The sequence below is a fragment of the Sanguibacter sp. HDW7 genome, from assembly GCF_011300875.1.
Classification (GTDB): domain Bacteria; phylum Actinomycetota; class Actinomycetes; order Actinomycetales; family Cellulomonadaceae; genus Flavimobilis.
In genome coordinates this window covers 2448287-2471946 of sequence record NZ_CP049862.1, presented here as the reverse complement: position 1 = coordinate 2471946, position 23660 = coordinate 2448287, and the positions used below count along the sequence as shown (strand labels likewise).

The following is a 23660-nucleotide window of genomic DNA, read 5'->3' as shown; positions in this document are numbered from 1 at the left end:
CGTGCACGCGTCCGCCCCGAACACCGCCTCGGCCCCCGCGGTCGACCTCGTCATCGCCGTCCACGACGCCCGACGACCCGTCGCGCGTGCCGTGCGCAGCGTGCTCGACGGCTCCGAAGGCCTCGTCCGGGTCACCGTCGTCGCGCACGACCTCGGCGTCGCGACGGTCACCGACGCGCTCGCGCTCACGCCCGACGAGCGCGCCCACGTGCGCGTCCTCGGCTACAACGACCACGTGCGCAGCCCCGCGGGCCCCTTCAACCACGGCCTCGCGCACGCGCGCGCCGAGCTCGTCGCCGTCATGGGCTCGGACGACACGCTCGAGCCCGGCGCGGTGCGCGCGTGGCTCGACGTCGCGCGCGAGCGCGGCTCCGACGTCGTCCTCGCCCCCCTGCGCCAGGGGGGCACAGTCCTGCGCAACCCGCTCGTGCGGAGGGGGACGGGCCGCCCCGGCCCGCGCGCGACGACGCCGCTCGACGCGGTTGCGGACCGCCTCCTGTACCGCTCGGCGCCGCTCGGGCTGCTGCGGCGCTCGACGCTGCGACGGCTCGGCCTGACGTTCACCGAGGGCCTCGCGACGGGGGAGGACCTCGAGCTCTCAGTGCGCCTGTGGTGCTCCGACGCGCGCATCGACATGCTGCCGTCGGCCCCCGCCTACGTCGTCGGCGCGGACGCCGCCGACCGCGTGACGGGCGTCGTCCGCCCCGTCGCCGACGAGCTCCGGGCCGTCACGCGCCTGCGCGGCACGGGCCTCCTCGACGAGCTTGCGCCGTCGCAGCGCCGCGCCCTTGCGATCAAGGTGCTGCGCGTCCACGTGCTCGGTGCGCTCGGCCGCCGGCCGTCGGCGGGCGACTGGGACGACGACGGGCCCGCAGTCCTGCGCGCCGAGGCCCGTGCGTGGCTCGAGGCCGCTCCGACAGCCCTCCACGCGCTCGCCCGCGCCGACCTCGCCGCGCTGCGCGTCGTCGCCGGCCCCGCGTGGGTCGCAAGGCCCGCTGACGACGGTCGCCTGCCTCTCGGTGTCGACGACGGGGAACCCGTGACGGCCGGCCGGCTCGCCGCCGCATCGGTCGCCCGCGCCCGCGCGGGCCGCCTCGCGACGCTCGTGCCCCGCGACCTGCCCGACGTGCTCGACCCCGAGTCGACCGTGACCCGCTACGTGAGGTACCGCCTGCCGTGGTGAGCCTTCCTCCCGCGCTCTCGCGCGCCGCGGGCGCCGTCGTGCGCCGCGCCCCCGACGTCATCGTCCGCGCCGTCGCGCCCTCGATGCGCCCGTGGGCGCCCGGCGACGTCCCCGTGAACCCGCCCGTGCCGGGCGCCCCCGTGCGTCTCTACGTCGGCCCCGCGAACTACGCGGGGCAGGGCACGGCCTGGGCGCGTGCCGCCGAGCTCCTGCCGGGCGTCGGCGCCGTCGCCATGACCGCCGAGGCCCCCGGGGGCTTCGGCTTCCCGACCGACGTCCGCGTGCCCCAGGCCGTCTACACGGGCTCGCACCGCTGGCAGACGTCCCAGCGGCGCTACGTCGGCCGCTTCAGCCACGTCCTCGTCGAGGCCTGCCGGCCCCTGTTCGGGACGCTGCGCGGGAGCGTCCGCGAGCCCAACGGCGTGTGGCGCGAGATCGCGGACCTGCGCGCATCGGGCCTCGTCGTCGGGAGCGTCGCCCACGGCAGCGACGTGCGCGACCCCGCCCGCCACCTCGAGGCCACACCGTGGTCGCCGTTCCGCGACACGGAGTGGGAGACGGGGCGGCTCCTCGCGATCTCTGCGCCCGAGCACAACCGCCACCTCGACGCGCTCGAGGCGGACGGCGTCCCGACGTTCGTCTCGACCCCCGACCTCCTGCGCGACCGCCCCGCCGCGACATGGCTGCCGCTCGTCGTCGACCCGGACCGCTGGGCGACCGACGTCCCGCCGCTCGCCCGCCGCGTGCCCGTCGTCGTCCACGCCCCGACGAACGGGCCCGTCAAGGGAACCGCCGCGATCGAGCCCGTGCTCGAACGGCTCGCAGCGCGCGGCCTCGTCGAGTACCGGCGCGTCACGGGAGTGCCCGCCGCGCGCATGCGCGACGTCTACCGGGACGCGGACATCGTGCTCGACCAGTTCGCGCTCGGTTCCTACGGCGTCGCGACGTGCGAGGCGCTGGCCGCCGGACGCGTCGTCGTCGCGCACGTGACCGACCAGGTCCGCACGGCGGTCGCCGATCGCGCCGGCCGCGATCTGCCCGTCCTCGAGGCGACCCCCGACACGCTCGAGGACGTGCTCATGCGCGTGCTCGACGAGCGCGCGGCCGTCGCCGAGCGCGCGTGGGCCGACGGTCCCGCGTTCGTGCGCTCGCTCCACGACGGGCGGGCGAGCGCCGAGGCGCTCGCGGGGTTCTGCGGCGTCACGGCCGTCCCGGGAACGTCCTCGTGAACACTGCCGCCCCGGCCCGGCTGGAAGACTAGGTCCGTGCCCCGCCCCTCGCTCCTCATCCTCTCGTTCTCGCCGATCGCCGCCGACGCCCGCGTCCTCAAGCAGGTGCGGCTCTTCGCCGGCCGCTACGACGTGACGACGTGCGGCTTCGGGCCCGCGCCCACGGGCGACGGGCTCGACGGCGTCCGGCACGTCGAGATCCCCGCCGAGCACGCGAGCCTCGCGCTGAACGGCCGCCTCATCACGCTTCGCGCCTACCCGCTCGTCGAGCGGCGCACGCCCGCCGTCGTCGGCGCGACCCGCGCGCTCGCGGACGCAGGGCTCGGGCGCGGCACGTTCGACGTGATCCTCGCGAACGACGTCGAGTCCGTGCCGCTCGCGCTGCGGCTGCGGCCACGCCTCGGGGTGCACGCGGACCTCCACGAGTTCTCGCCGTGGCTCCACGAGGAGAACCCCGCGTGGAAGCGGCGCATCGCGCCCTACCTCACGTGGCTCGTCCGCCGTCACGTCCGCCGTGCCGCGTCGGCGACGACCGTGAGCGCGGGCCTCGCGCGTGCGTACGCGGAGCTCGGCGTCGATGCAGTCGTCGTCGCGAACGCCGCCCCGTATGCGCTGCTCGAGCCTGGTCCGGTGCCCGACGACGGCCCGCTGCGGCTCGTCCACTCGGGCGCAGGGCTCGCCAACCGCTTCCTCGAGACGCTGCTCGAGGCCGCGACGCTCACGACGACACCCGTGACGCTCGACCTCTTCCTCACGCGCAACGACCCCGGCTACGTCGACGCGCTGCGCGAGCGCGCGGCCGCGACCGGCAACGTCACCGTCCACGAGCCGGTGGCGCACGCCGAGCTGCTCACGACGCTCAACGCGTACGACGTCGGCGTCTACCTGCTGCCGCCCGTCAACCGCAACAACGCCAACGCGCTGCCGAACAAGCTCTTCGACTTCGTCCAGGCGCGCCTCGGCCTCGTGCTCTCGCCCAACCCGGAGATGGCGGCGGTCGTGCGCGAGCACGGCCTCGGCGAGGTCACCGCGGGCTACGAGTCGCGCGACCTCGCAGACGTCCTCGACCGGCTCACGCGCGACGACGTCCGCGCGTGGAAGACCGCGTCGCACGCAGCCGCCCACGCCCTGTCCGCCGAGGAACAGGTCGGCGGCTGGGCGCGCGCCGTCGACGCGATCGCCCTCGGCCCGACCACTCCCGGAGACGCCCGATGACTCGCCCGTCGCTGCTCGTCCTGTCGTTCTCGCCCATCGCGTCCGACGCGCGCGTCCTCAAGCAGGTGCGCCTCTTCGCCGAGCGCTACGACGTGACGACGTGCGGCTACGGGCCAGCGCCCGAGGGCGTCGTCCGCCACCTCCAGGTGCCCGACGACGCGGTGTACTGGCGCAAGGACACGCTCGCGCTCCTCACGTTCCGGCACCGGGCCGTGCTCGCGCGCAACGCGGCCGTCGCGGCCGCGCGCCCGCTGCTCGCAGGCCTGACGTTCGACGTCGTCCTCGCCGACGACGTCGACGCCGTGCCGCTCGCGCTCGACGTCGCGCCGCGCCTCGCGTCCGGGCGCGCCGCTGTGCACGCAGACCTCCACGAGTACGCGCCCGCGCAGAACGAGGAGCTGCTGCGCTGGCGCCTCTTCGTCGCGCCCTACGTGCGCTGGCTGCTGCGCCGCTACGTCACGCAGGCCGCGTCCGTGACAACCGTCGCCCCCGGCATCGCCGAGGCCTACCGCCGCGAGTACGGGCTCGACGCGGGCGTCGTCGTCAACGCCGCCCCGTACGCCGAGCGCGAGCCCGGGCCCGTGCACAGCCCCGTGCGGCTCGTCCACTCCGGTGCAGGCCTCGCCAACAGGTTTCTCGACCACCTCGTCGACGCGGCCGAGCGCACCAGCCTCGACTGCACGCTCGACCTCTTCCTCGTGCGCAACGACCCCGCGTATGTCGACGACCTGCGCGCCCGCACCGCCGGCTCCGCGCGCGTCACGGTGCACGACCCCGTGCCGTACGCCGAGCTCGGCGACACGCTCGCCGCGTACGACCTCGGCATCTATGTGCTGCCCGAGGTCAACCGCAACAACGCGATGGCGCTGCCCAACAAGATCTTCGACTTCGTCCAGGCGCGGCTCGGGCTCGTCCTGGGCCCCAACGCGGAGATGGCGCGGCTCGTGCGTGAGCACGGCCTCGGCGCGGTCGCGTCGGCCAACACCGCCGAGGCGCTCGCCGCCGCGCTCGACGCCGTGACGTCCGACGACGTCGCCCGCTGGAAGGCCGCCTCGCACGCTGCCGCTCGCGCGCTGTCCGCCGAGGAGCAGTCGGGCGCGTGGGCGCGGGCCGTCGACGCGATCGCTGCGGCGCCGCGCTGACCCCGCCGACACCCCGCCCCGCACGGGGCTCACAGACCCGGGCCGGCCGTCCACGCCGGTCCTCGATCGCGGCAGAGTCGCCGCACCGGAGGTTCGCATGACCAGCTCCACCCACCCCCCCCGCGTCACCGTGACGGGCGACGCGCCCGCTTGGTGCGACGCCGTCGTCCGCGGCGGGGGAGAGCTCACCGAGCTCGGCCCCGACACCGAGGTCCTCGTCTGGCACGGGGGCCCCGCGACCGAGCTCGTGCCCGTGCTCGCGGCCGCGCCCAACCTGAGGTGGGTGCAGCTGCCGTCTGCGGGCGTCGAGGCGTACGTCGCCGCGGGCGTCTTCGAGCGCGAGGTCGAGTTCACGTCGGCCAAGGGCGCGTTCGCGGAGCCCGTCGCGGAGCATGCGCTGCTGCTCACGCTCGCCGCCCTGCGGCAGGTCACGCGCCGTGCGCGCGCGACGTCGTGGGGCACGCCCGCAGGCATCAGCCTCTACGGCCTCACGGTCGGCATCCTCGGTGGCGGCGGCATCACGACCGAGCTGCTGCGCCTGCTCGCGCCGTTCGGCGTCCGCACGATCGTCGCGCGCCGCTCGACGTCGCCCCTCGAGGGCGCGGACGTCACGACGGACCTCGACGGGTTCCGCGCGCACCTCGGCGAGATCGACGTGCTCGTCGGCGCGATCGCCCTCACGGACGAGACGCGCGGCTGGGTGTCGGCCGAGGTCCTCGCGGCGCTGCCGTCGACGGCCGTCGTCGCGAACGTTGCGCGGGGCGGGCTCATCGACACGGACGCGCTCGTCGCGGCGCTCGATGCGGGCGAGATCGCGGGCGCGGGCCTCGACGTCACCGACCCGGAGCCGCTGCCCGACGGTCACCCGCTGTGGGGCCGGGACGACGTGCTCGTCACGCCGCACACGGCGGACACCCCGGAGATGGTCGAGGCGATGATGGCCCGACGGATCGAGCACAACGTCCGCGCGTGGGCCGCGGGCGAGCCCCTCACGGGCGGCGTGGACCGCCAGGCCGGCTACTGAGCCCCACCCTGCTCTGCTGGCTCCGTCCGCCACGCCATGCCGCGGCGGACGGAGCGGCAGTCCCCGCTCCGAACGCGAGACAGTCCCGCCCGCGCGACCTAGTGCGTGATGGCGCCTAGGTCACGCCGACGGGACTGTCTCGTGGCGCGGGGTGGAGCAGGTCAGCTCACCGTGAGGGGAAGCTTCTTGCCCGCGAGGCCTCGGCCTCGCGTCGCGAGCGTGCGGGCGACAGCGCGCAGCGCCTGGGCCGCGGGTGAGTCCGGGGACGTGAGGACGACGGGCGTGCCGCCGTCGCCAGCCTCGCGCAGCGCGACGTCGATCGGCACCTGGCCGAGCAGCGGCACCGGCACCCCGAGAGCCTCCGTGAGCGACGCCGAGACCCGCTCGCCGCCGCCCGACCCGAAGATCTCCAGGCGCGAGCCGTCGGGCTGCTCGAGCCACGACATGTTCTCGACGACGCCGACGACGCCCTGGTTCGTCTGCCGCGCGATCGAGCCCGCACGCTCCGCAACCTCCGCAGCCGCCGACTGCGGCGTCGTCACGACGACGATCTCCGAGCCCGGCAGGAGCTGCGCGACCGAGATCGCGATGTCGCCCGTCCCCGGCGGCAGGTCGAGCAGCAGCACGTCGAGATCGCCCCAGAAGACGTCCCCGAGGAACTGCTGCAGCGCCCGGTGAAGCATCGGGCCACGCCACACGACCGGCTGGCCCGGCGGGACGAACATGCCGATCGAGACGACCTTGACGTCGTGCGCGATCGGCGGGAGGAGCATGTCGTCGACCTTCGTCGGCATCTCGTGCGTGCCGAGCATGCCCGGGATCGAGAAGCCGTAGATGTCGGCGTCGACGACGCCCACGCGCAGGCCGTCGGCCGCCATCGCGACCGCGAGGTTCGCCGTGAGCGACGACTTGCCGACGCCGCCCTTGCCCGACGCGATCGCGTAGACCCTCGTGAGCGAGCCCGGCTGCGAGAACGGGATGACGGGCTCGCCGTCGCCGCCGCGCAGCTGCTTCTTGAGATGCACGCGCTGCTCGGGGCTCATGACGCCCATCTGCACCGACACCGACGCGACGCCCTCGACGGCCGACGCTGCCGCCGTGACGTCCTCGACGATCTTCGCCTTGAGCGGGCAGCCCGCCGTCGTGAGGTCGATCGCGACCGTCACCTCGCCGCCGTCCGCGACCTCGACCTCGCGCACCATGCCGAGCTCGGTGATGGGACGCCGGATCTCCGGGTCGATGACGGTGGCGAGCGCGGCGCGCACGGCCTCGAGGAGGGTCGGCTGAGTCATGGGACCATCCTAGGTCGGGCCCGACGACGGCGGGCCAGGCCCGTGGTCCTTGTCACGAGGCGGACAGCGGGTGTCTCAGCCCTCGGAGTCGCCCGTGAGGTCGCGGAGCGCAGCCTCGCGCGCGGCGCGGTCGACGGCCGCACCGTCAGCGCCACGCTCGGCCGCCTCACGCCCCGCTGCGTCCCGCTCCGCAGCCTCGCGCCCCGCCTCGATCTCCTCGAGCAGGTTGCGCAGCTCCGAGCGCACGAAGTCACGCGTCGCGACCTCGCCGAGCGCGATGCGCAGCGCCGCCATCTCCCGCGCGAGGAACTCCGTGTCCGCGAGGTTCCGCTCCGCACGCTGCCGGTCCTGCTCCGCCGAGACGCGGTCCCGGTCGTCCTGCCGGTTCTGCGCGAGGAGGATGAGCGGCGCCGAGTACGACGCCTGCAGGGACAGCATGAGCGTGAGCAGCGTGAAGCCGATCGCGACCGAGTCGAACCGCAGGCTCTCGGGTCCCCACGTGTTCCAGACGAGCCACACGACGCAGAAGATCGTCATGTAGACGAGGAACCGCGGCGTCCCCATGAACCGCGCGATGCCCTCCGACGCCCGCCCGAACGAGTCGTCGTTGCGGCGCCGCGGCAGGATCCGCTCCCGCAGCGACGTCCGCTTGCCCTTGGGCTGGTCGAGACGCTCAGCCACGGCCACCACCGCCCACCTGCGCGTCGGGCACGTGATCGTCCTCGCGCCAGTCCTCGGGAAGCATGTGGTCGAGCACGTCGTCGACCGACACGGCGCCGAGCAGGCGACGGTCCGGGTCGAGGACGGGCAGCGCGAGCAGGTTGTACGTCGCGAGCAGGCGCGTCACCTGGCCGAGCGGAGCGTCCGGTGCGACGTGGTCGACCGCGTCGAGCACGTCGCCGAGCGACTGGTGCGGGGGCTCGCGCAGCATCCGCTGGAAGTGCACGACGCCGAGGAAGCGCCCCGTCGGCGTCTCGAGCGGGGGCCGCACGACGAACACCATCGACGCGAGCGCGGGCGGCAGGTCCGCCCGCCGGATGTGCGCCATCGCCGCGGCGATCGACGTCTCGGGGCTGAGGACCACCGGCTCGGTCGTCATGAGACCGCCGGCCGTGTAGTCGTCGTACGCGAGCAGACGCTGGACGTCCCTCGCGTCCTCGGGCTCCATGAGCTCGAGGAGCTCCGACGCCCGCGCGTCCGGCATCTCGTGGAGGAGGTCGGCCGCGTCGTCGGGCTGCATCGCCTCGAGGACGTCGGCCGCGCGCCCCGGCTCGAGCGCCGTCATGATCTCGACCTGCGTGTCCTCGGGGAGCTCCTCGATGACGTCGGCCAGACGCTCGTCGTCGAGAGCGCGCGCGACCTCGATGCGCCGCTCCTGCGAGAGGTCGTGCAGCGCCTCGGCGAGGTCGGCGGGCTTGAGGTCCTCGTACGCCGCGAGCAGCAGGGCAGCGCCCTGGTTCTGCTCGGTCGACGCGAGCGACAGCAGCTCGGTGATGTCGACGACCTCGCTCTGCCCGCGACGGCGCAGGCCCAGCGTGCCCTTCGACGCCTGCGTGCGCCGCACGAAGAGACGGTCGACCATCCAGTCGCCGTTGCGCTGCTTCTCGATCGACACATCCTCGATCTGCGCCGTGCCCGAGCCGTCCGCGAACGCGACGACACGGTCGAAGAGCTCGCCGACAATGAGCGACTCCATGCGCCGCTGCTCGAAGCGCCGCATGTTGACGAGCCCCGTCGAGATGACCTGACCGGCGTCGATGCTCGTGATGCGCGTCATCGGCAGAAAGACGCGTCGACGCCCAGGTACCTCGACGACGAGGCCGACCGCGCGCGGCGCCCCCTTGGGTCGCATGAGCACGACGACGTCCCGCACCCGCCCGACGCGGTCCCCGAGCGGGTCGAAGACAGCGGTCTCGGCGAGCCGGGCGACGAAGACTCGGGTTCCGGCAGCGCTCACGGGCACAGCCTATGCGCGCCGGTCGCTGCGGGGGACCGTCCGCGCGCAAGGTGCGGCATGATCGTCGTATGAGCAACCCGATGCTTCCTGCCGGCGGGCGCGGCGCCGTCCCCGCGGTGCCCACGCTGCCCGAGGGGACGGCCGTCGCGTCGTTCCGCACCTACCTCGAGGCGCAGAAGGCGGTCGACCATCTCTCGGACGAGGCGTTCCCCGTCCAGTCGCTGACGATCGTCGGTGACGACCTGCGCATGGTCGAGCGCGTCACCGGCCGCCTCACCTACGGGCGGGTAGCCGCGGGCGGACTCATGTCGGGCGCGTGGTTCGGCCTCTTCATCGGGCTGCTCATCTCGATGTTCTCGAGCGACGGCTCGGGCTTCCCCATCATCGCGGCGGTGCTCATGGGCGCCGCGTTCACGACGATGTTCTCGCTCATCTCCTACGCGCTCTCGCGCGGGAAGCGTGACTTCACGTCGCAGAGCCAGATCGTCGCGACGCGCTACACGGTGCTGTGCCGCGTCGAGCACGCGTCGCGTGCGCGGGAGATGCTCGCGGCGGCCGGCATCCGCTCGACCGCCGGTGGCCCGACGGTCCCGGCAGGGCCGGACGTCGTCCACGGCTTCCCGCCGCCCGCCGTGCCGCCGCGCGGCGCGGACCTGCCCGCGGCGCCCGACGGTTCCGCGGCGCCTGCGGCGCCTGCCGCGCCGACGGGCCAGCCGCGTCCGTCGTCGATCTCGTCGCAGTACGTGACGTCCGACGGCCGCCCGCGCTACGGCGTGCGCCACGAGGACCTGCTGCCCGACGGCACCCCGAAGCCCGAGGCCGTCGCCCCGGAGCCGGAGGCCCTGTCGTCAGCGTCGTCGGCTGCCCCGTCGTCGGCGCCTGCGTCGCCAGGCCCTGAGTCGTCGTCGGGCACCCCGTCCGACCCGACCGAGCCTGCACCGGACCCGTACCGCACCCCGACACCCCCGAGCGAGTAGCGCTACGAGTCGTCATGTAGCGACTCGTAGGTCTGGAGCACCATCGAACGGTGCTGGGGACCTACGAGTCGCGTCGGTCGACGAGCGAGGGCCCCTGCACCGGTGCGGTGCAGGGGCCCTCGGCCGTGCGGCGGGTGGGTCAGGCGAGCTTCGCCATCCACGCCTCGACCTCGTCGGCCGTGCGCGGGAGCGCCGCAGTGAGGTTCTCGTTGCCGTCGACGGTCACGAGGACGTCGTCCTCGATGCGCACGCCGATGCCCCGGTACTCGGCGGGCACGAGCATGTCGTCCGACTTGAAGTAGAGGCCCGGCTCGATCGTGAAGATCATGCCCGGCTCGATCTTCCCGCCGACGTACATGTCGCGACGCGCCTGCGCGCAGTCGTGGACGTCGAGGCCCAGGTGGTGGCTCGTGCCGTGGACCATCCACCGACGGTGGTGCTGGCCCTCGGGCGACAGCGCGACCTCGGCGGTGACGCCCTCGGGCAGGAGGCCCCACTCGGCGACCTTGCGCGCGATGACCTTCATCGCGGCGGCGTGCACGTCGGAGAAGACGTTGCCCGGCACCGCCACCTGGAACGCGGCGTCGGCGGCCTCGCGCACGGCCTCGTGGACCTTGCGCTGCACGTCGGTGAACGTCCCCGAGACGGGCAGCGTGCGCGTGACGTCGGCCGTGTAGAGGGAGTCGACCTCGACGCCCGCGTCGACGAGGATGAGCTCGCCCTCGCGGACCTTGCCGTCGTTGCGGATCCAGTGGAGCGTCGTCGCGTGGTCGCCCGCGGCCGCGATCGTGTCGTAGCCGACCGCGTTGCCCTCGATGCGGGCGTTGCCGTCGAACACGGCCTCGACGACGCGCTCGCCGCGCTCGTGCGCGACGGCGCGCGGCAGGGCGCGTACGACCTCCTCGAAGCCCGCGACGGACGCGGCGACGGCCGCGCGCATCTGCTCGACCTCCCACGCGTCCTTGACGAGGCGCAGCTCCGAGGCGGCCTCGGCGAGGCACGCGTCGTCGGCCTCCTCGACACCCGCGGCGGCACGCACGGCCTCGACGAGCGCCGTGACGTGCTCGTCGGCCTCTGCGACGACGAGCAGCTCCGTGCCCGCGCCGACGTCCTTGGAGATCGCGTCCTCGAGGGCGTCGAGGTGCTGCGTCTCGATGCCGAGAATGACGGCGAGGTCCTCGAGCGTCGGGCGCGGCCCGACCCAGAACTCGCCGTAGCGCGAGCTCGAGAAGAACTCGTCCGTGTCGCGGCCCGAGGCCGGACGGAAGTAGAGGACGGCGTCGTGGCCGCCGTCGGCGCTCGGGTGCAGGACGAGGACCGCGTCGGGCTCCTGGTCCGTGCCGAGACCCGTGAGGTGCGCGAACGCGCTGTGCGGGCGGAAGCGGTAGTCAGTGTCGTTCGAGCGGACCTTGAGCGGGCCCGCCGGGACGACGAGGCGCGCGCCCGGGAACGACGCCGAGAGGGCGTCGCGGCGTGCCTGCGCGTGGTCGGCGACCTCGGCCCGCTCGGGTGCGGGGCCCGTGCGGGGGCCCCAGCCGGACATGACGAAGTCGCGGAACGCCGAGGAGTCGGGGCGCTGCGCTCGCTGCTCGCCGCGCGCGGCGAGCGACTGGTCGGAGATCTCTGCGGCGTCCGTCGGGTTCGTCTCGGTGCCGGGGGTGGTGGCGTCGGTGCTCATGCCTCTATGGTCCCACCTTCCGCGCCGGAGCGGGGGTGACCGTCGTCTCCCGAGGTCCGCGGGCGCTGCGCCTAGAGTGGGGTGTGCTCATCGACCTTCACACCCACTCGCACGTCTCGGACGGGACGGACGCGCCGGCGGCGCTCGTCGCTGCGGCCGCCGGGCGCGGCCCTGCGGGCGCGCTCGCGGACGGGGTGCAGCGGCTCGACGTCGTCGCGATCACGGACCACGACACGGTGGGCGGCTGGGACGAGGCCGCGACCGCCGCGCGCGAGCTCGGCGTCGACCTCGTGCTCGGCACCGAGGTCTCCGCACGGGCCGAGGGCATCTCCGTGCACCTCCTCAGCTACCTCCACGACCCGCAGGACGCGGGGCTTCTCGCGCTGTTCGACGCGGTGCGGACGTCGCGCGACGGGCGGGCGCGGGCCATGGTCGAGCGGCTCGGCGTCGACCATCCCGTGACGTGGGACGACGTCGTCGCGCAGACGCAGCCCGGCACGACGATCGGTCGCCCGCACATCGCCGACGCCCTCGTCGCCGCAGGCGTGTGCCCGTCGCGGGACGTCGCGTTCGCGGACCTGCTCCACACCGACTCGCCCTACTACGTGCGGCACGCAGTGCCCGACGCTCCCGACGCCGTGCGCGCGATCGTCGCCGCGGGCGGAGTGCCCGTCATGGCCCACCCGGGCGCCCACATGCGGGGACGGATCGTCTCGGATGGTGTCGTCGAGGAGCTCGCTGCCGCGGGGCTGGCAGGCTTGGAGGTCGCCCACCGGGACAACGACGACGCGCAGCGCGTCCGTCTCGACCGGCTCGCGCAGCGCCTCGGGCTGCTGACGACGGGCTCGAGCGACTTCCACGGCACAGGCAAGCCGAACCGCCTGGGGGAGAACCTCACCTCCAGCGAGGCGCTCGCCGAGATCGAGCGCCGTGGCACGACAAGAATGGTCCGCGCGTGAGCGACATCATCAACCTGCGCCTCCTCACCGAGGTCTTCATCACGCTCTTCGTCATCATGGACCCGCCCGGGATCGTCCCGATCTTCCTCGGGCTCACGGGCACCATGACCGCCAAGGAGCGGCACCGCGCTGCGCGCCAGGCCGTGCTCGTCGCGGCGGGCGTCATCATCGCGTTCGCGCTGTTCGGCAAGAGCCTGCTCTCGTACATGCACATCTCGCTGCCGGCGCTGCAGGCGTCGGGCGGTCTGCTGCTCCTCCTCATCGCTCTCGACCTCCTTACGGGCAAGATGGAGGACCCCGAGGCTCCCAAGGGCAATGCGAACATCGCGATGGTGCCGCTCGGCACGCCGCTGCTCGCGGGGCCGGGGGCGATCGTCGCCGCGATGCTCTTCGTCGAGCGGGTCGACGGGTCGGCCGCAGACTGGCTCGGGGTCGGGCTCGGGTTCGCGGGCGTCGTGCTCTCGATGTGGGTCGCGATGCGCTTTGCCGGTGTCATCCTGCGGATCCTCGGTGAGTCCGGGACGCTCCTGGTGACGCGGATCGCTGGTCTGCTGCTTGCGGCGATCGCGGTGCAGCTCGTCGCCGACGCGGTGACGGCGTTCGTCCAGGCCGCCTAGTCGCGGCGCTGCAGCTCCCGCCCCCCGCCCGCCGCTTGAGCGTGCCGCCCGCCTCCGCGGCGTTGGTGTCTCGATAGCCGATCCGTGCGCGTCCCGCGCGCGGATCGGCTATCGATGTATGAGGGCCGACGCTCGATAGCGGATCCGTACGTCTGTGGTGTCCGGATCCGCTATCGAGCGTGCGTCGGCACTCGCGTGGGGGGTCGTCCCACCCTCCTGGCGGGTTGACGGGTTGCGACCAATCGATGGTCGGAACCCGTCATTCCGTCGGTGGTTGAGTGGGTCGATAGCCGATCCGTGCGGCTGTGGCGCACGGATCGGCTATCGACAGGGGGAGCGGAGGTTCGATAGCGGATCTGTACGTGTGTGGTGCATGGATCGGCTATCGAGACACTGGGCGCGCTGGGGACGACGGAGGCCCCGTCACGCTCGACGACGCGAGCGTGACGGGGCCTCCGTCATCGATGTAGCTGAGGCTCAGGCCTCGGCCGCAGGCGCCTGGCCCTCGACGGGCGAGCCGCCGCGCGTGCGACGACGCCCGCCGCGCGACCGGCGACGCTGACCACCCTCGGACTTCTCGCCGCCCTCGCGCGGGGCACGGTTCTCGTCGGACGCACGGTTCGCACCAGCATCCGCACCGTCAGCCGCAGAACGCTCCGGACGGCCCTCTCCGCGACCGCGACCGCCATCACGACGCTCGCCACCACGGCCCTCAGCGCGACCGCGACCGCCGTCACGACGCTCGCCACGGCCACCGTCGCGACGCTCGTCACGGCCCGAGCCCGCAGGCTTCCCGCCGCGCTTGCCGGTCTCGCCGAGGTCCTCGAGCACCTCGCCCGAAAGACCCTCGAGCACCTGCTTCGACTTCGGCAGGCGGCCCTTCGTGCCCTCGGGGATGTTGAGGTCCGCGTAGAGGTGCGGGCTCGACGAGTAGGTCTCGACGGGCTCGGGCACGCCGAGGCCGAGGGCCTTGTCGATGAGCGACCAGCGGGGCACGTCGTCCCAGTCGACGAACGTCACCGCGGTGCCCTTGTTGCCCGCGCGGCCCGTGCGGCCGGTGCGGTGGAGGTACGTCTTCTCGTCCTCGGGGCACTGGTAGTTGACGACGTGCGTGACGTCGTCGACGTCGATGCCGCGCGCGGCGACGTCGGTCGCGACGAGCACGTCGACCTTGTTGTTGCGGAAGGCCCGCAGGGCCTGCTCGCGCGCTCCCTGACCAAGGTCGCCGTGGAGCGAGCCGGCCGCGAAGCCGCGCTCGACGAGCTCGTCGGCAACCTTGGCGGCGGTGCGCTTGGTGCGCGCGAAGACGATCGTGCGGCCGCGGCCCTCGGACTGGAGGATGCGCGCGAGGACCTCGACCTTGTCGAGCGCGTGCGCCCGGTAGACGACCTGCTTGATGTCCTTCTTCGTGAGGCCCTCGTCGTCCGGGTCGGCCGCGCGGATGTGCGTCGGCTGCGACATGTAGCGGCGGGCCATCGCGACGACGGCGCCCGGCATGGTCGCCGAGAAGAGCATCGTGTGGCGGGTGGCGGGGGTGCGCGAGAGGAGCGTCTCGACGTCGGGCAGGAAGCCGAGGTCGAGCATCTCGTCGGCCTCGTCGAGCACGACGCACTTGACGTGCGAGAGCACGAGGTGACCCTGCTTGAGGAGGTCGATCATGCGGCCCGGCGTGCCGACGACGACGTCGACGCCGCTGTTGAGCGCCTCGATCTGCGGCTCGTACGCGCGACCGCCGTAGACCTGCACGATGCGGACGTCACGCTTGCGCGACGCGGTCGCGAGGTCGTTGGCGACCTGGACGGCGAGCTCGCGCGTCGGCAGGACGACGAGCGCCTGCGGCTTGCCCGCGAACGGGAGGGTGTCGTAGCCCTCCTCGCCCGGGGCGACGACGCGGTGGAGCAGCGGGACGCCGAAGCCGAGGGTCTTGCCCGTGCCGGTCTTGGCCTGGCCGATGATGTCGTGGCCCTGCATGGCCACGGGCAGCGTCATCGCCTGGATGGGGAAGGGGTGGGTGATGCCCGCGTCGGCGAGCGCCGCGACGATCTCGGGGCGGACGCCGAAGTCGCCGAAGGTGACCTCGGCGGCGGACTGGACGCTCGCGGCTACGGCCGCGGGCTCGGTGGTGGACTCGGTGGTCACGGTGCCTCGTTCTATGTGCGAGGTGCGGACGGCGCTCACCGGCGGGGGTCCACGCGGCACGGTGGCGGGCTGGGCCCGCGTCCGCGGCGAGACGCTCTCGGCGGCCGGCGCGTCCGCGCCGGATGTGGCCGGAAGCCGATCGCGCAGTTCTGCCGGCTGCACGCCTCCGCCGGAGCGGGCGGTGCGGCCGGGAGTCGTCATGGTTCACAAGGTGTCGAGACGACCGGGCATCCGATGTACGGAGCAAGGATATCCGACGCGGTCAAGGAGCGGCGGGACGTGGCGGCCCGCGCGGGGCGCGAGTCCTACGATGGGGGGATGCCGACCTCGTCCGAGACCCCTGACCTCACGCCCGCGACCTCATCCGACACCGCGTCCGACGCGGGCGACGTGCTCGCCCTCGTCGCGCAGATGGAGATGGTCGCGTTCCTGCGCTTTGCGGGTGCGGCGGCGGACGCGACGGACCCGGAGCGTCGGCTGCAGATCGCGGGCCTCGCGGGCGCCTCGCTCGCGCGCCAGGAGCGGCTGCTCGCACGGGCGGGGGAGGTCCTCGGGTCGCCCGAGGCGGTGCTCGGGCGTTATGTCGCGTTCGACGGTGCGTTCGACGAGTTCAACTCGCGGACACATGCGCGCGGCTGGTGGGAGGAGCTCGTCAAGGGATACGTCGGCCACGGCGTCGCGTACGACTTCTGCCGCATCGTCGCGGAGGCGCTCGACCCGGCCTCGCGCGAGGTCGTCGTCGACGCGATCGACGGCGAGCTGACGTCGGAGTCGACGATCGTGCTCGTCGACGAGGCGACGAACGAGGACGAGCAGCTCGCGTCGCGGCTCGCGCTGTGGGGCCGACGGATCGTCGGCGAGGCGCTGAGCGTCGTGCAGGTGCTGCTCACGGACAACGCGTCGCTGCAGCGGCTGCTCGCGCAGGCGGTGGCCGCGCGGTTCGCGGAGACGGGCGACGACGTGCCCGCGGCGCCGTCGGCGTGGCTCTTCGGCCAGCTCACGGCCGAGCACGCGCGACGCATGTCCCGCGTCGGGCTCGCGGCCTGACGACGCCTTCCCGGAGACGACGACGCCCTCCTCGCCGTGGCGGGGAGGGCGTCGTGCTGCCGTGGGTGCGTCAGACGGTGCCGAAGCCGACGCGACGCTGCTCCTCGGCGCCGATCTCGACGTAGCCGATCGTCGCGGTCGGCACGATGACGCGACGGCCGCGGTGGTCGGTGAGGTCGAGGACGGTGCCGCCGTCGAGGGCCTTGGCGACGGCCGCGGCGACCTCCTCGGCGCTCGCGTCGGTCTCGACGACGATCTCGCGGTTGAGGTTCTGCACGCCGATCGTGATCTCCACGTCGACCTCCTTGGAATCGGACGGACCTGTCTTCCGTGCCAGCATCCCACCTCGGGCGGGGCCTCGTGAGCGTGTTCGCCCAGCGCGCACAGGCTCTCAGGGGTGCGTGCCCGCGGCACGCGCCGCGGTCGCGCGGGGATTGTCGGTGGCCCGTGATGGGATGCGAGGCATGACCTTCCGACCGGCAGCCCGTCGCGTGCGGGGCGGTCGCGCGTGAAGGCGCGGCTCGCCCCGGCGGACGCTCCGCTCGTCCTCGCGCCCGACGCCGCGCAGGATGCGGCGGTCGCGCTCGCGCGCACGGCGCGCGCCCTGCTCGTCACGGGTGCGCCGGGCACCGGCAGGACGACGACGACTCTGCGGATCGCGGCCGACCACCTCGTGCCGGACGACGGCCGCACGCCGCTCGACCCCTCCCGCGTGCTCGTCGTCGCGGCGTCACGGCGCGGTGCCGGGCAGATCCGCGACCGGCTCGCGGCGCTCACGGGCCGGACGGTCGGAGCGCCCCTCGTGCGGACGGCGCCGTCGGTCGCGCACGCGATCCTGCGGCGGCGCGCCGCCGCGCTCGAGCAGCCGGCGCCCACGCTCATCTCGGGGCCCGAGCAGGACCTCGTGCTCGCGGAGCTCCTCGAGGGGCACCTCGAGGGCGAGGGCACCGACCTCACGCTGCCGCCGGGCGTTCCGCCCGAGGCGCTGCGGACGCGCGGCTTCCGTGACGAGCTGCGCGACGTCCTCATGCGCGCGGCGGAGCGCGGGCTCGACCCGGTCGCTCTCGACGAGCTCGGGGTGGCGCGGGAGCGGCCCGCGTGGCGTCTGGCCGCGCGGCTCATGGAGGAGTACCAGGACGTCATGGCGCTGCGGACGCTCACGCCGGACCTCGGCGAGCGCGTCGATCCCGCGTCCGTCGTCCACGAGGCCGTCGAGGCCCTGCTCGCGTGGGACGACGAGGTGCCGCAGGCGGAGCGGCCGCGGTGGGACCTCGTCGTCGTCGACGACTACCAGGAGGCGACGCAGGCGCTCGCGCGGCTGTGCGATCTGCTGCTCGCCGACGGGGCGCGGCTCGTGCTGCTCGGCGACCCGGACCTCGCCGTCCAGGGGTTCCGCGGGGCCGTCCCTGGGCTCGTCGCGCAGGCTGCGGCCCCACGTGCCGCGGGCAGCGCGGCGTTCGGCGCGGAGCACGTCGTCCTCGGCACGGTCCACCGCCACGGCTCGGCGCTGCGGGAGGTGACGGCGCGCGTCGCGTCGCTCGTCGGCGCCGTGGGCACGGTCGCGCACCGCAGGGCGGAGTCGGCGGCCGACGCTCCCGAGGCACGCGGCTCCGTGCGGACCGCGATCCTCGACGGGCCCGCGCAGGAGCACGCGTACGTCGCGCACGCGCTGCGCTCGTGGCACCTGCGCGACGGCCTGCCGTGGTCGCAGATGGTCGTCCTCGCCCGCTCCGGCGGACAGGTCGCAGCGCTGCGGCGCGCGCTCACGGCGGCGTCGGTGCCGGTGACGGTGCTCGGCTCCGAGGGACCGCTGCGCGACGAGCCCGCGGTGCGGCCGCTGCTCGACGCTGTCGAGGTCGCGTCGGGCGCCGAGCTCGACGCGGACCGCGCGGTCGCTCTCCTGCTCTCCCCGATCGGCGGGCTCGACGTCGTCGGGCTGCGCCGCCTGCGCCGCGCGCTGCGGGCGGAGGAGCTCTCGGGCGGCGGCACGCGCGCGTCGGACGCGCTGCTGTGCGAGGTGCTCGCGGACCCCGTGCGCACCGAGGTGCTGCCGTCGGCCGTCCGGCGGGCCCCCGCCCGCGTCGCGCGCGTGCTCGCCCGGGGCCGCGAGGCTGCGGCGCTCGCGGGTGCCGACGCGCAGACCGTCCTGTGGGCCGTGTGGGACGCGACAGGCCTGGCGCCGCTGTGGCGTGACGCCGCGCTCGGCGGGGGTGCCGCAGGTGCGCGCGCGGACCGCGACCTCGACGCCGTGCTCGCGCTCTTCAAGGCCGCCGAGTGGTTCGTCGAGCGCAACGCGCGCCGCACGCCCGGCATGTTCGTCGACCACGTGCGCTCGCAGGAGCTGCCCGCAGACTCGCTCGCGCAGCGCGGCGGCGTGACGGACGCCGTGAGCGTCCTCACGCCCGCAGGTGCGGCAGGCCGCGAGTGGCGCGCAGTCGTCGTCGCGGGGGTCCAGGAGGGGGTGTGGCCCGACCTCCGGCTGCGGGACACGCTGCTGGGCGCGCAGGCGCTCGTCGACGCCGTCGCCGGTCAGGACGTCGCCGACGGCGACCCGGAACGCCTTGCCCGCGCGCGCCGGGCGGTGCTGTCCGACGAGGTGCGGGCACTCCTCGTCGCGGTCTCGCGCACCCGGGAGCACCTGCTCGTCACCGCCGTGAGCGACACCGAGCAGCTGCCGTCGGTGCTGCTCGACCTCGTCGAGCCGCCGGACCCGGACCTCGCCGACGACGCGCCCGACCCGCGCCGGCGCGAGGCCCCGGTCGCGCTCGACCTGCGCGGGCTCGTGCTGCGCGCACGCCGCCTGCTCCAGACGGACAACGCCGCTGCGGACGTGGACGATGCGACCGCGGAGGCCGCGCGCACCGAGGCCGCCGACGTGCTCGCCCTCCTCGCCGACATGGGCGTCGGCGTCGCCGACCCCGCGGGCTGGTACGGCACGCACGACGTCTCGAGCATCGCCCCCGCGTGGGGTCCCGACGACCGCGTGCGCGTCTCGCCGTCGAAGGTCGAGCAGGTGCACCGCTGCGCGCTGCGCTGGGCGCTCGAGGCGTCGGGCGGGCGCCCGGCGGACGCCGTCCAGCAGAGCCTCGGCACGCTCGTCCACGCAGTCGCCGAGGCATACCCGTCCGGCACCTTCTCCGAGCTCGTCGGCGAGCTCGAGCGGCGCTGGCCCGAGCTCGGGCTGCGGCCCGGCTGGCCCGAGACCACGGCGCACGCCCGCGCCCGCACGATGGTCGACAGGCTCGCGCAGCACGTCGCGAGCAGCGGCGAGGTGCTCGCGACCGAGGCCCGCTTCGCCACGGAGGTCGGGCGCGCCGACCTCGTCGGCAGCGTCGACAGGCTCGTGCGCCAGGCCGACGGCTCCCTGGCCGTCGAGGACCTCAAGACGGGTGCGGCCGGCACGGCGAAGGACGCCGAGGTCAACCCGCAGCTCGGCGCGTACCAGGTGGCGCTCGAGGCGGGGGCTTTCGGCGACGTGCCGGGTGTCGGCGACGAGCCTGTCGGCGGCGGGGCGCGGCTCGTCCACGTCGGCGGGACTGCCAAGGGCCCCTCGCTGCGGGAGCAGCCGCCGCTCGCCCAGGCCGAGGACCCGGGCTGGGCCCGCGCGCTCGTCGAGGGCGCGGCGACGACGATGGCGGCCGCGACCTTCACCGCGACGCGCAACTCGATGTGCGACTTCTGCCCTGTGCGGCGCTCGTGCCCGCTCCAGGAGGAGGGCCGCACGATGGGAGGGACCACAGCATGAGCCCCGACGCCCCGACCCCGAGGTTCTCGGCCGCGGACATCGCCGACCGCCTCGGCCAGTTCCGCCCGACGGACGAGCAGACGGCCGTCATCGAGGCGCCGCTCGAGCCCGTGCTCGTCGTCGCGGGCGCCGGCTCGGGCAAGACCGAGACGATGTCCGCACGCGTCGTCTACCTCGTCGCCAACGGGCTCGTCGCGCCCGACGAGGTCCTCGGCCTGACCTTCACACGCAAGGCTGCCGGTGAGCTCGCCGAGCGCATCCGGCGCCGCCTGCGCACGCTCGCGGCGGCCTCGCGCGCCGACGGCGAGGCCGTGCCCTGGGCCGCTGCGGCCGACGACGATGCGGGTGCCGCGCTGCTCGGGGCGCTCGCCCGGCCCGTCGTCGCGACGTACAACTCCTACGCGTCGGGGCTCGTGCGTGAGCACGGCCTGCGCCTCGGCATCGAGCCGGGCGCCCGGCTGCTGGGGGAGGCAAGCCAGTGGCAGCTCGCCCACGACATCGTCGAGAGGTGGACGGGCGAGCTGACGATCACGTCGGCGACGAGCACCGTGGTCGACGCGGTCCGCAGCATGTCGCAGTCCCTCGGCGAGCACCTCCTGCCGACCGACGAGGCCCGCCGCCGCATGCAGGCGATCATCGACGCGATGCTCGCGACACCCGAGGTCACCAAGGGACGCAAGGGCGTCCGCGCACCCGTCCGGGATCTCGCGGCGCTGCTCGGGCACCGCATCGAGCTGCTCGACCTCGTCGACGAGTACCGCCGCCGCAAGGCCGCGACGGACTCGCTCGACTTCTCCGACCAGGTCGCGCTCGGCGCGCGCCTCGCGGAGGACTTCGGCGAGGTGGGGGCGGGGGAGCGCGCCCGCTACCGGGTCGTGCTGCTCGACGAGTACCAGGACACGTCGTTCGCGCAGGCGCGCATGCTCGGCGCGCTCTTCGGCGACGGGCACGCCGTCACAGCGGTCGGCGACCCGCACCAGTCGATCTACGGCTGGCGCGGTGCGAGCGCGTCCGGCCTCGCACGCTTCGGCGAGATCTTCCGCGCCGGCGCGGGGCTCCACCACCTGTCGCTGTCGACGTCGTGGCGCAACGACCGGACCGTGCTCGACGCCGCGAACGCCGTCGCCGCGCCGCTGCGTCGCGCGCAGGAGGGCGCGGGCCTCGAGGTCCGCACCCTCGGCACACGTCCGGGCGCGGGCTCCGGGACCGTCGCGAGCATCTTCACGACGACGGAGGACGAGGAAGCTGCCGCTGTCGCCGAGGAGATCGCCGCACGCTGGCGTCCCCGCTCGCACCCCGACGGCGCCCGGAGCGCGGCCGTGCTGTGCCGCGCGCGCATGCAGTTCGGTCCGCTCGAGGCCGCGCTGCGGGCGCTCGGCCTGCCCGTCGAGGTCGTCGGTCTCGGCGGGCTGCTCGAGGCGCCCGAGGTCGTCGACCTTCGCGCGCTCCTCGAGGTCGTTCACGACCCCTCGCGCGGTGACTCGCTCATGCGCCTGCTCACAGGCCCGTGGGTCGACCTCGGCGTCGCTGACCTCCTCGCGCTCGCTGACCGGGCGCGCGACCTCGCGCACCGGCAGCGGCTCGCGCGCAGACCGTCCGTGGCGGGCGACGACGACCGCGAGGGCGCGGGCACGGACGCCGGGACCACGCCCGGCGAGGTCGTGCCGGAGTCCGACGCAAGCGACGAGACGACGATCGTCGACGTCCTCGACGAGCTGCCCCCTCCCGGGTGGACGAGCCACGACGGCCGGGCGCTCACGCCCGAGGGCCACGAGCGGCTCGTCCGGCTCGCAGGCGTCGTCGAACGGCTCCGCGCCCGGACGTACCTCTCGGTGCCCGAGCTCGTCGTCGAGTGCGAGCGCACCATGGGGCTCGACATCGAGGCGGGGCTGCTCGGCCCGGGTCACGCGGGGCGCGCCCGCGCCAACCTCGACGCGTTCCGGGATCTCGCGCTCACCTTCGTCGACGGCTCCGACCTGCCGACGCTCGGCGCGTTCCTCACCTGGCTCGACGCGACGGCGAGCGTGAACGAGCGGCTCGACGGAGCGCTCACCGAGCCCGACCCGGACGCCGTGCAGATCGTCACGGTCCACGCCGCCAAGGGCCTCGAGTGGGACGTCGTCGCCGTCACAGGTCTCACCGACGGCAAGTTCCCCTCGACGGCCACGCAGGCGACCGACAAGGACGGCGAGGCCAAGGCCCCGACCCACACCGCGTGGCTCACGGGCCTCGGCACGCTGCCCTTCCCGCTGCGCGGCGACGCCCCGGACCTGCCGCGGCTCGCGTACGACTCGGCCGAGGACCACGCGGACATGGCTGCGAACCTCACGCTCTTCACGGAGGACGCGGGCGAGCACCAGGTCGCCGAGGAGCGCCGGCTCGCGTACGTCGCGTACACGCGGGCTCGCGAGCACCTGCTGCTCACGGGCTCGTGGTTCCGAGGCGAGGCCGCGCGGCCCAACCCGCCGAGCACGTTTCTCGTCGAGCTCGTCGACGCCGGGCTCCTCGCCGCGACCGGATGGGCCGAGCCGCCCGAGGGCGAGAACCCGACGCTCGCCGCCGAGCACACCGCCGTGTGGCCCCGTGGTGTCGCCGTGCCCGAGGCGCTCGCACGGGCGGCCCGTCGCGTGGAGGAGGCTCGCGTCGTGCGCCGTGCGCGCGAGGCTGCGCGGTCCAGCACGGACGACTGGACGGTCCCGCACGACGGGACCGGGAAGAAGGCGGCCGCCCGGCCGATGACCGAGGCGACCTCGTCGACCGATGCCACCCCGGTGACCGACCTCGCCGCGACCGCTGCGATGCTCCTCGCGGAGCGCGAGCTCCGCAGCCGGTCCGTCACCGAGGTCGACGTGCCGTCGCACGTCTCGGCGTCCGCGATGGTGCGCATGGCGACGGACCGTGCCGAGTACGCGCTCGCGCTGCGCCGCCCGGTGCCGTCGGCGCCGTCGGTGCACGCGCGACGGGGCACGACGTTCCACGCGTGGGTCGAGCAGCATTTCGCGGCGCCCGCGCTCATCGACGTCCTCGACCTCGACGACGCGGACGACGAGGCGCCCGACGCGGAGCTCGACGCGCTCAAGGAGACGTTCCTCGCGACGCCGTGGGCCGATCTCGTGCCAGTCGCGATCGAGGTCGACATCGAGAGTCCGCTCGCCGGCGTCATGACGCGCTCGCGCATCGATGCGGTCTTCCCCGATCCCGAGCATCCAGGCACGGACCGAGTGGTCGTCGTCGACTGGAAGACCGGACGTGAGCCCCGCGACGCGGACGCAGCGGCGGCGCGCGAGGTCCAGCTCGCGGTCTACCGGCTCGCGTGGGCGCGGTGGACAGGGCTGCCTCTCGACAAGGTCGACGCGGCGTTCTGCTACGTCGGCTCGGGCACGACGGTCCGCCCGCAGAAGCTGCGCGACGAGTCGCAGCTCGAGGCGCTGCTCCGCGGTGAGGCGTAGCTCCGGG

General features: G+C 74.5%; 17 protein-coding genes. 11 read left to right on the top strand and 6 right to left on the bottom strand.

Features of this window, described 5'->3' with window-relative positions; all coding sequences use genetic code 11:
- The first annotated feature begins 1 nt into the window (after nucleotide 1).
- The 5 genes from G7063_RS11250 (at nucleotide 2) to G7063_RS11230 (ending at nucleotide 5793) form a co-directional block, all read left to right on the top strand.
- Complete coding sequence (locus G7063_RS11250) at nucleotides 2-1183, top strand: glycosyltransferase family 2 protein (RefSeq protein WP_166414475.1); 1182 nt, start codon at nucleotides 2-4, stop codon at nucleotides 1181-1183.
- Entirely contained in the window at nucleotides 1180-2412 is a 1233-nt protein-coding gene (locus G7063_RS11245; protein WP_166414474.1) for a glycosyltransferase family 4 protein, read from the top strand. The genes G7063_RS11250 and G7063_RS11245 overlap by 4 nt, the downstream gene beginning before the upstream one ends.
- Before the next feature lie 36 nt (nucleotides 2413-2448).
- The gene (locus G7063_RS11240) at nucleotides 2449-3627 is read left to right on the top strand and encodes a glycosyltransferase family 4 protein (RefSeq protein WP_166414473.1); all 1179 of its coding nucleotides are present in this window, start codon (nucleotides 2449-2451) and stop codon (nucleotides 3625-3627) included.
- Nucleotides 3624-4769, top strand: a complete 1146-nt coding sequence (locus tag G7063_RS11235) for a glycosyltransferase family 4 protein (protein ID WP_166414472.1) — start codon at nucleotides 3624-3626, stop codon at nucleotides 4767-4769. Before G7063_RS11240 ends, G7063_RS11235 begins: the two co-directional genes overlap by 4 nt.
- A 97-nt stretch (nucleotides 4770-4866) precedes the next feature.
- Complete coding sequence (locus tag G7063_RS11230; RefSeq protein ID WP_166414471.1) at nucleotides 4867-5793, top strand: NAD(P)-dependent oxidoreductase; 927 nt, start codon at nucleotides 4867-4869, stop codon at nucleotides 5791-5793.
- 161 nt (nucleotides 5794-5954) lie between these two features.
- Here G7063_RS11230 and G7063_RS11225 read toward each other — a convergent pair whose 3' ends face one another.
- The 3 genes from G7063_RS11225 to G7063_RS11215 form a co-directional block, all read right to left on the bottom strand.
- Entirely contained in the window at nucleotides 5955-7085 is a 1131-nt protein-coding gene (locus tag G7063_RS11225) for an Mrp/NBP35 family ATP-binding protein (protein WP_166414470.1), read from the bottom strand.
- 75 nt (nucleotides 7086-7160) lie between these two features.
- Nucleotides 7161-7766, bottom strand: coding sequence for a DUF1003 domain-containing protein (locus G7063_RS11220; protein ID WP_166414469.1), 606 nt, complete (start codon nucleotides 7764-7766; stop codon nucleotides 7161-7163).
- The gene (locus G7063_RS11215) at nucleotides 7759-9042 is read right to left on the bottom strand and encodes a magnesium transporter MgtE N-terminal domain-containing protein (protein ID WP_166414468.1); all 1284 of its coding nucleotides are present in this window, start codon (nucleotides 9040-9042) and stop codon (nucleotides 7759-7761) included. The genes G7063_RS11220 and G7063_RS11215 overlap by 8 nt, the downstream gene beginning before the upstream one ends.
- 68 nt (nucleotides 9043-9110) lie before the next feature.
- On the opposite strand from G7063_RS11215, the gene G7063_RS11210 reads away from it, so the two are divergent.
- The gene (locus G7063_RS11210; protein ID WP_166414467.1) at nucleotides 9111-10019 is read left to right on the top strand and encodes a general stress protein; all 909 of its coding nucleotides are present in this window, start codon (nucleotides 9111-9113) and stop codon (nucleotides 10017-10019) included.
- 139 nt (nucleotides 10020-10158) lie between these two features.
- Here G7063_RS11210 and G7063_RS11205 read toward each other — a convergent pair whose 3' ends face one another.
- A complete protein-coding gene (locus G7063_RS11205) occupies nucleotides 10159-11697 on the bottom strand; it encodes an aminopeptidase P family protein (RefSeq protein WP_166414466.1) in 1539 nt (512 codons plus the stop codon).
- Nucleotides 11698-11780: 83 nt separating this feature from the next.
- Here G7063_RS11205 and G7063_RS11200 point away from each other — a divergent pair, with 83 nt between their 5' ends.
- Complete coding sequence (locus tag G7063_RS11200; RefSeq protein WP_166414465.1) at nucleotides 11781-12656, top strand: PHP domain-containing protein; 876 nt, start codon at nucleotides 11781-11783, stop codon at nucleotides 12654-12656.
- Nucleotides 12653-13273, top strand: coding sequence for a MarC family protein (locus G7063_RS11195; RefSeq protein WP_166414464.1), 621 nt, complete (start codon nucleotides 12653-12655; stop codon nucleotides 13271-13273). Before G7063_RS11200 ends, G7063_RS11195 begins: the two co-directional genes overlap by 4 nt.
- 477 nt (nucleotides 13274-13750) lie before the next feature.
- Here the strand turns inward: G7063_RS11195 and G7063_RS11190 are convergent, their stop codons facing one another.
- Complete coding sequence (locus G7063_RS11190) at nucleotides 13751-15412, bottom strand: DEAD/DEAH box helicase (RefSeq protein ID WP_166414463.1); 1662 nt, start codon at nucleotides 15410-15412, stop codon at nucleotides 13751-13753.
- Nucleotides 15413-15730: 318 nt separating this feature from the next.
- Here G7063_RS11190 and G7063_RS11185 point away from each other — a divergent pair, with 318 nt between their 5' ends.
- Nucleotides 15731-16459 (top strand): ferritin-like fold-containing protein, encoded by a 729-nt coding sequence (locus tag G7063_RS11185; protein ID WP_166414462.1) that lies wholly within the window; start codon nucleotides 15731-15733, stop codon nucleotides 16457-16459.
- A 70-nt stretch (nucleotides 16460-16529) separates the two neighbouring features.
- Here the strand turns inward: G7063_RS11185 and G7063_RS11180 are convergent, their stop codons facing one another.
- Nucleotides 16530-16754 (bottom strand): DUF3107 domain-containing protein, encoded by a 225-nt coding sequence (locus tag G7063_RS11180; protein WP_166414461.1) that lies wholly within the window; start codon nucleotides 16752-16754, stop codon nucleotides 16530-16532.
- A gap of 213 nt (nucleotides 16755-16967) precedes the next feature.
- Here G7063_RS11180 and G7063_RS11175 point away from each other — a divergent pair, with 213 nt between their 5' ends.
- Together G7063_RS11175 and G7063_RS11170 are read left to right on the top strand one after the other, a co-directional pair.
- Nucleotides 16968-20204 carry a UrvD/REP family ATP-dependent DNA helicase gene (locus G7063_RS11175; protein WP_166414460.1) on the top strand — a complete coding sequence of 1079 codons (3237 nt, stop codon included), beginning with the start codon at nucleotides 16968-16970 and terminating at the stop codon, nucleotides 20202-20204.
- On the top strand, nucleotides 20201-23653 hold the full coding sequence (locus tag G7063_RS11170) for an ATP-dependent DNA helicase (RefSeq protein WP_166414459.1): 3453 nt from the start codon (nucleotides 20201-20203) through the stop codon (nucleotides 23651-23653). Before G7063_RS11175 ends, G7063_RS11170 begins: the two co-directional genes overlap by 4 nt.
- Nucleotides 23654-23660 lie beyond the last annotated feature (7 nt).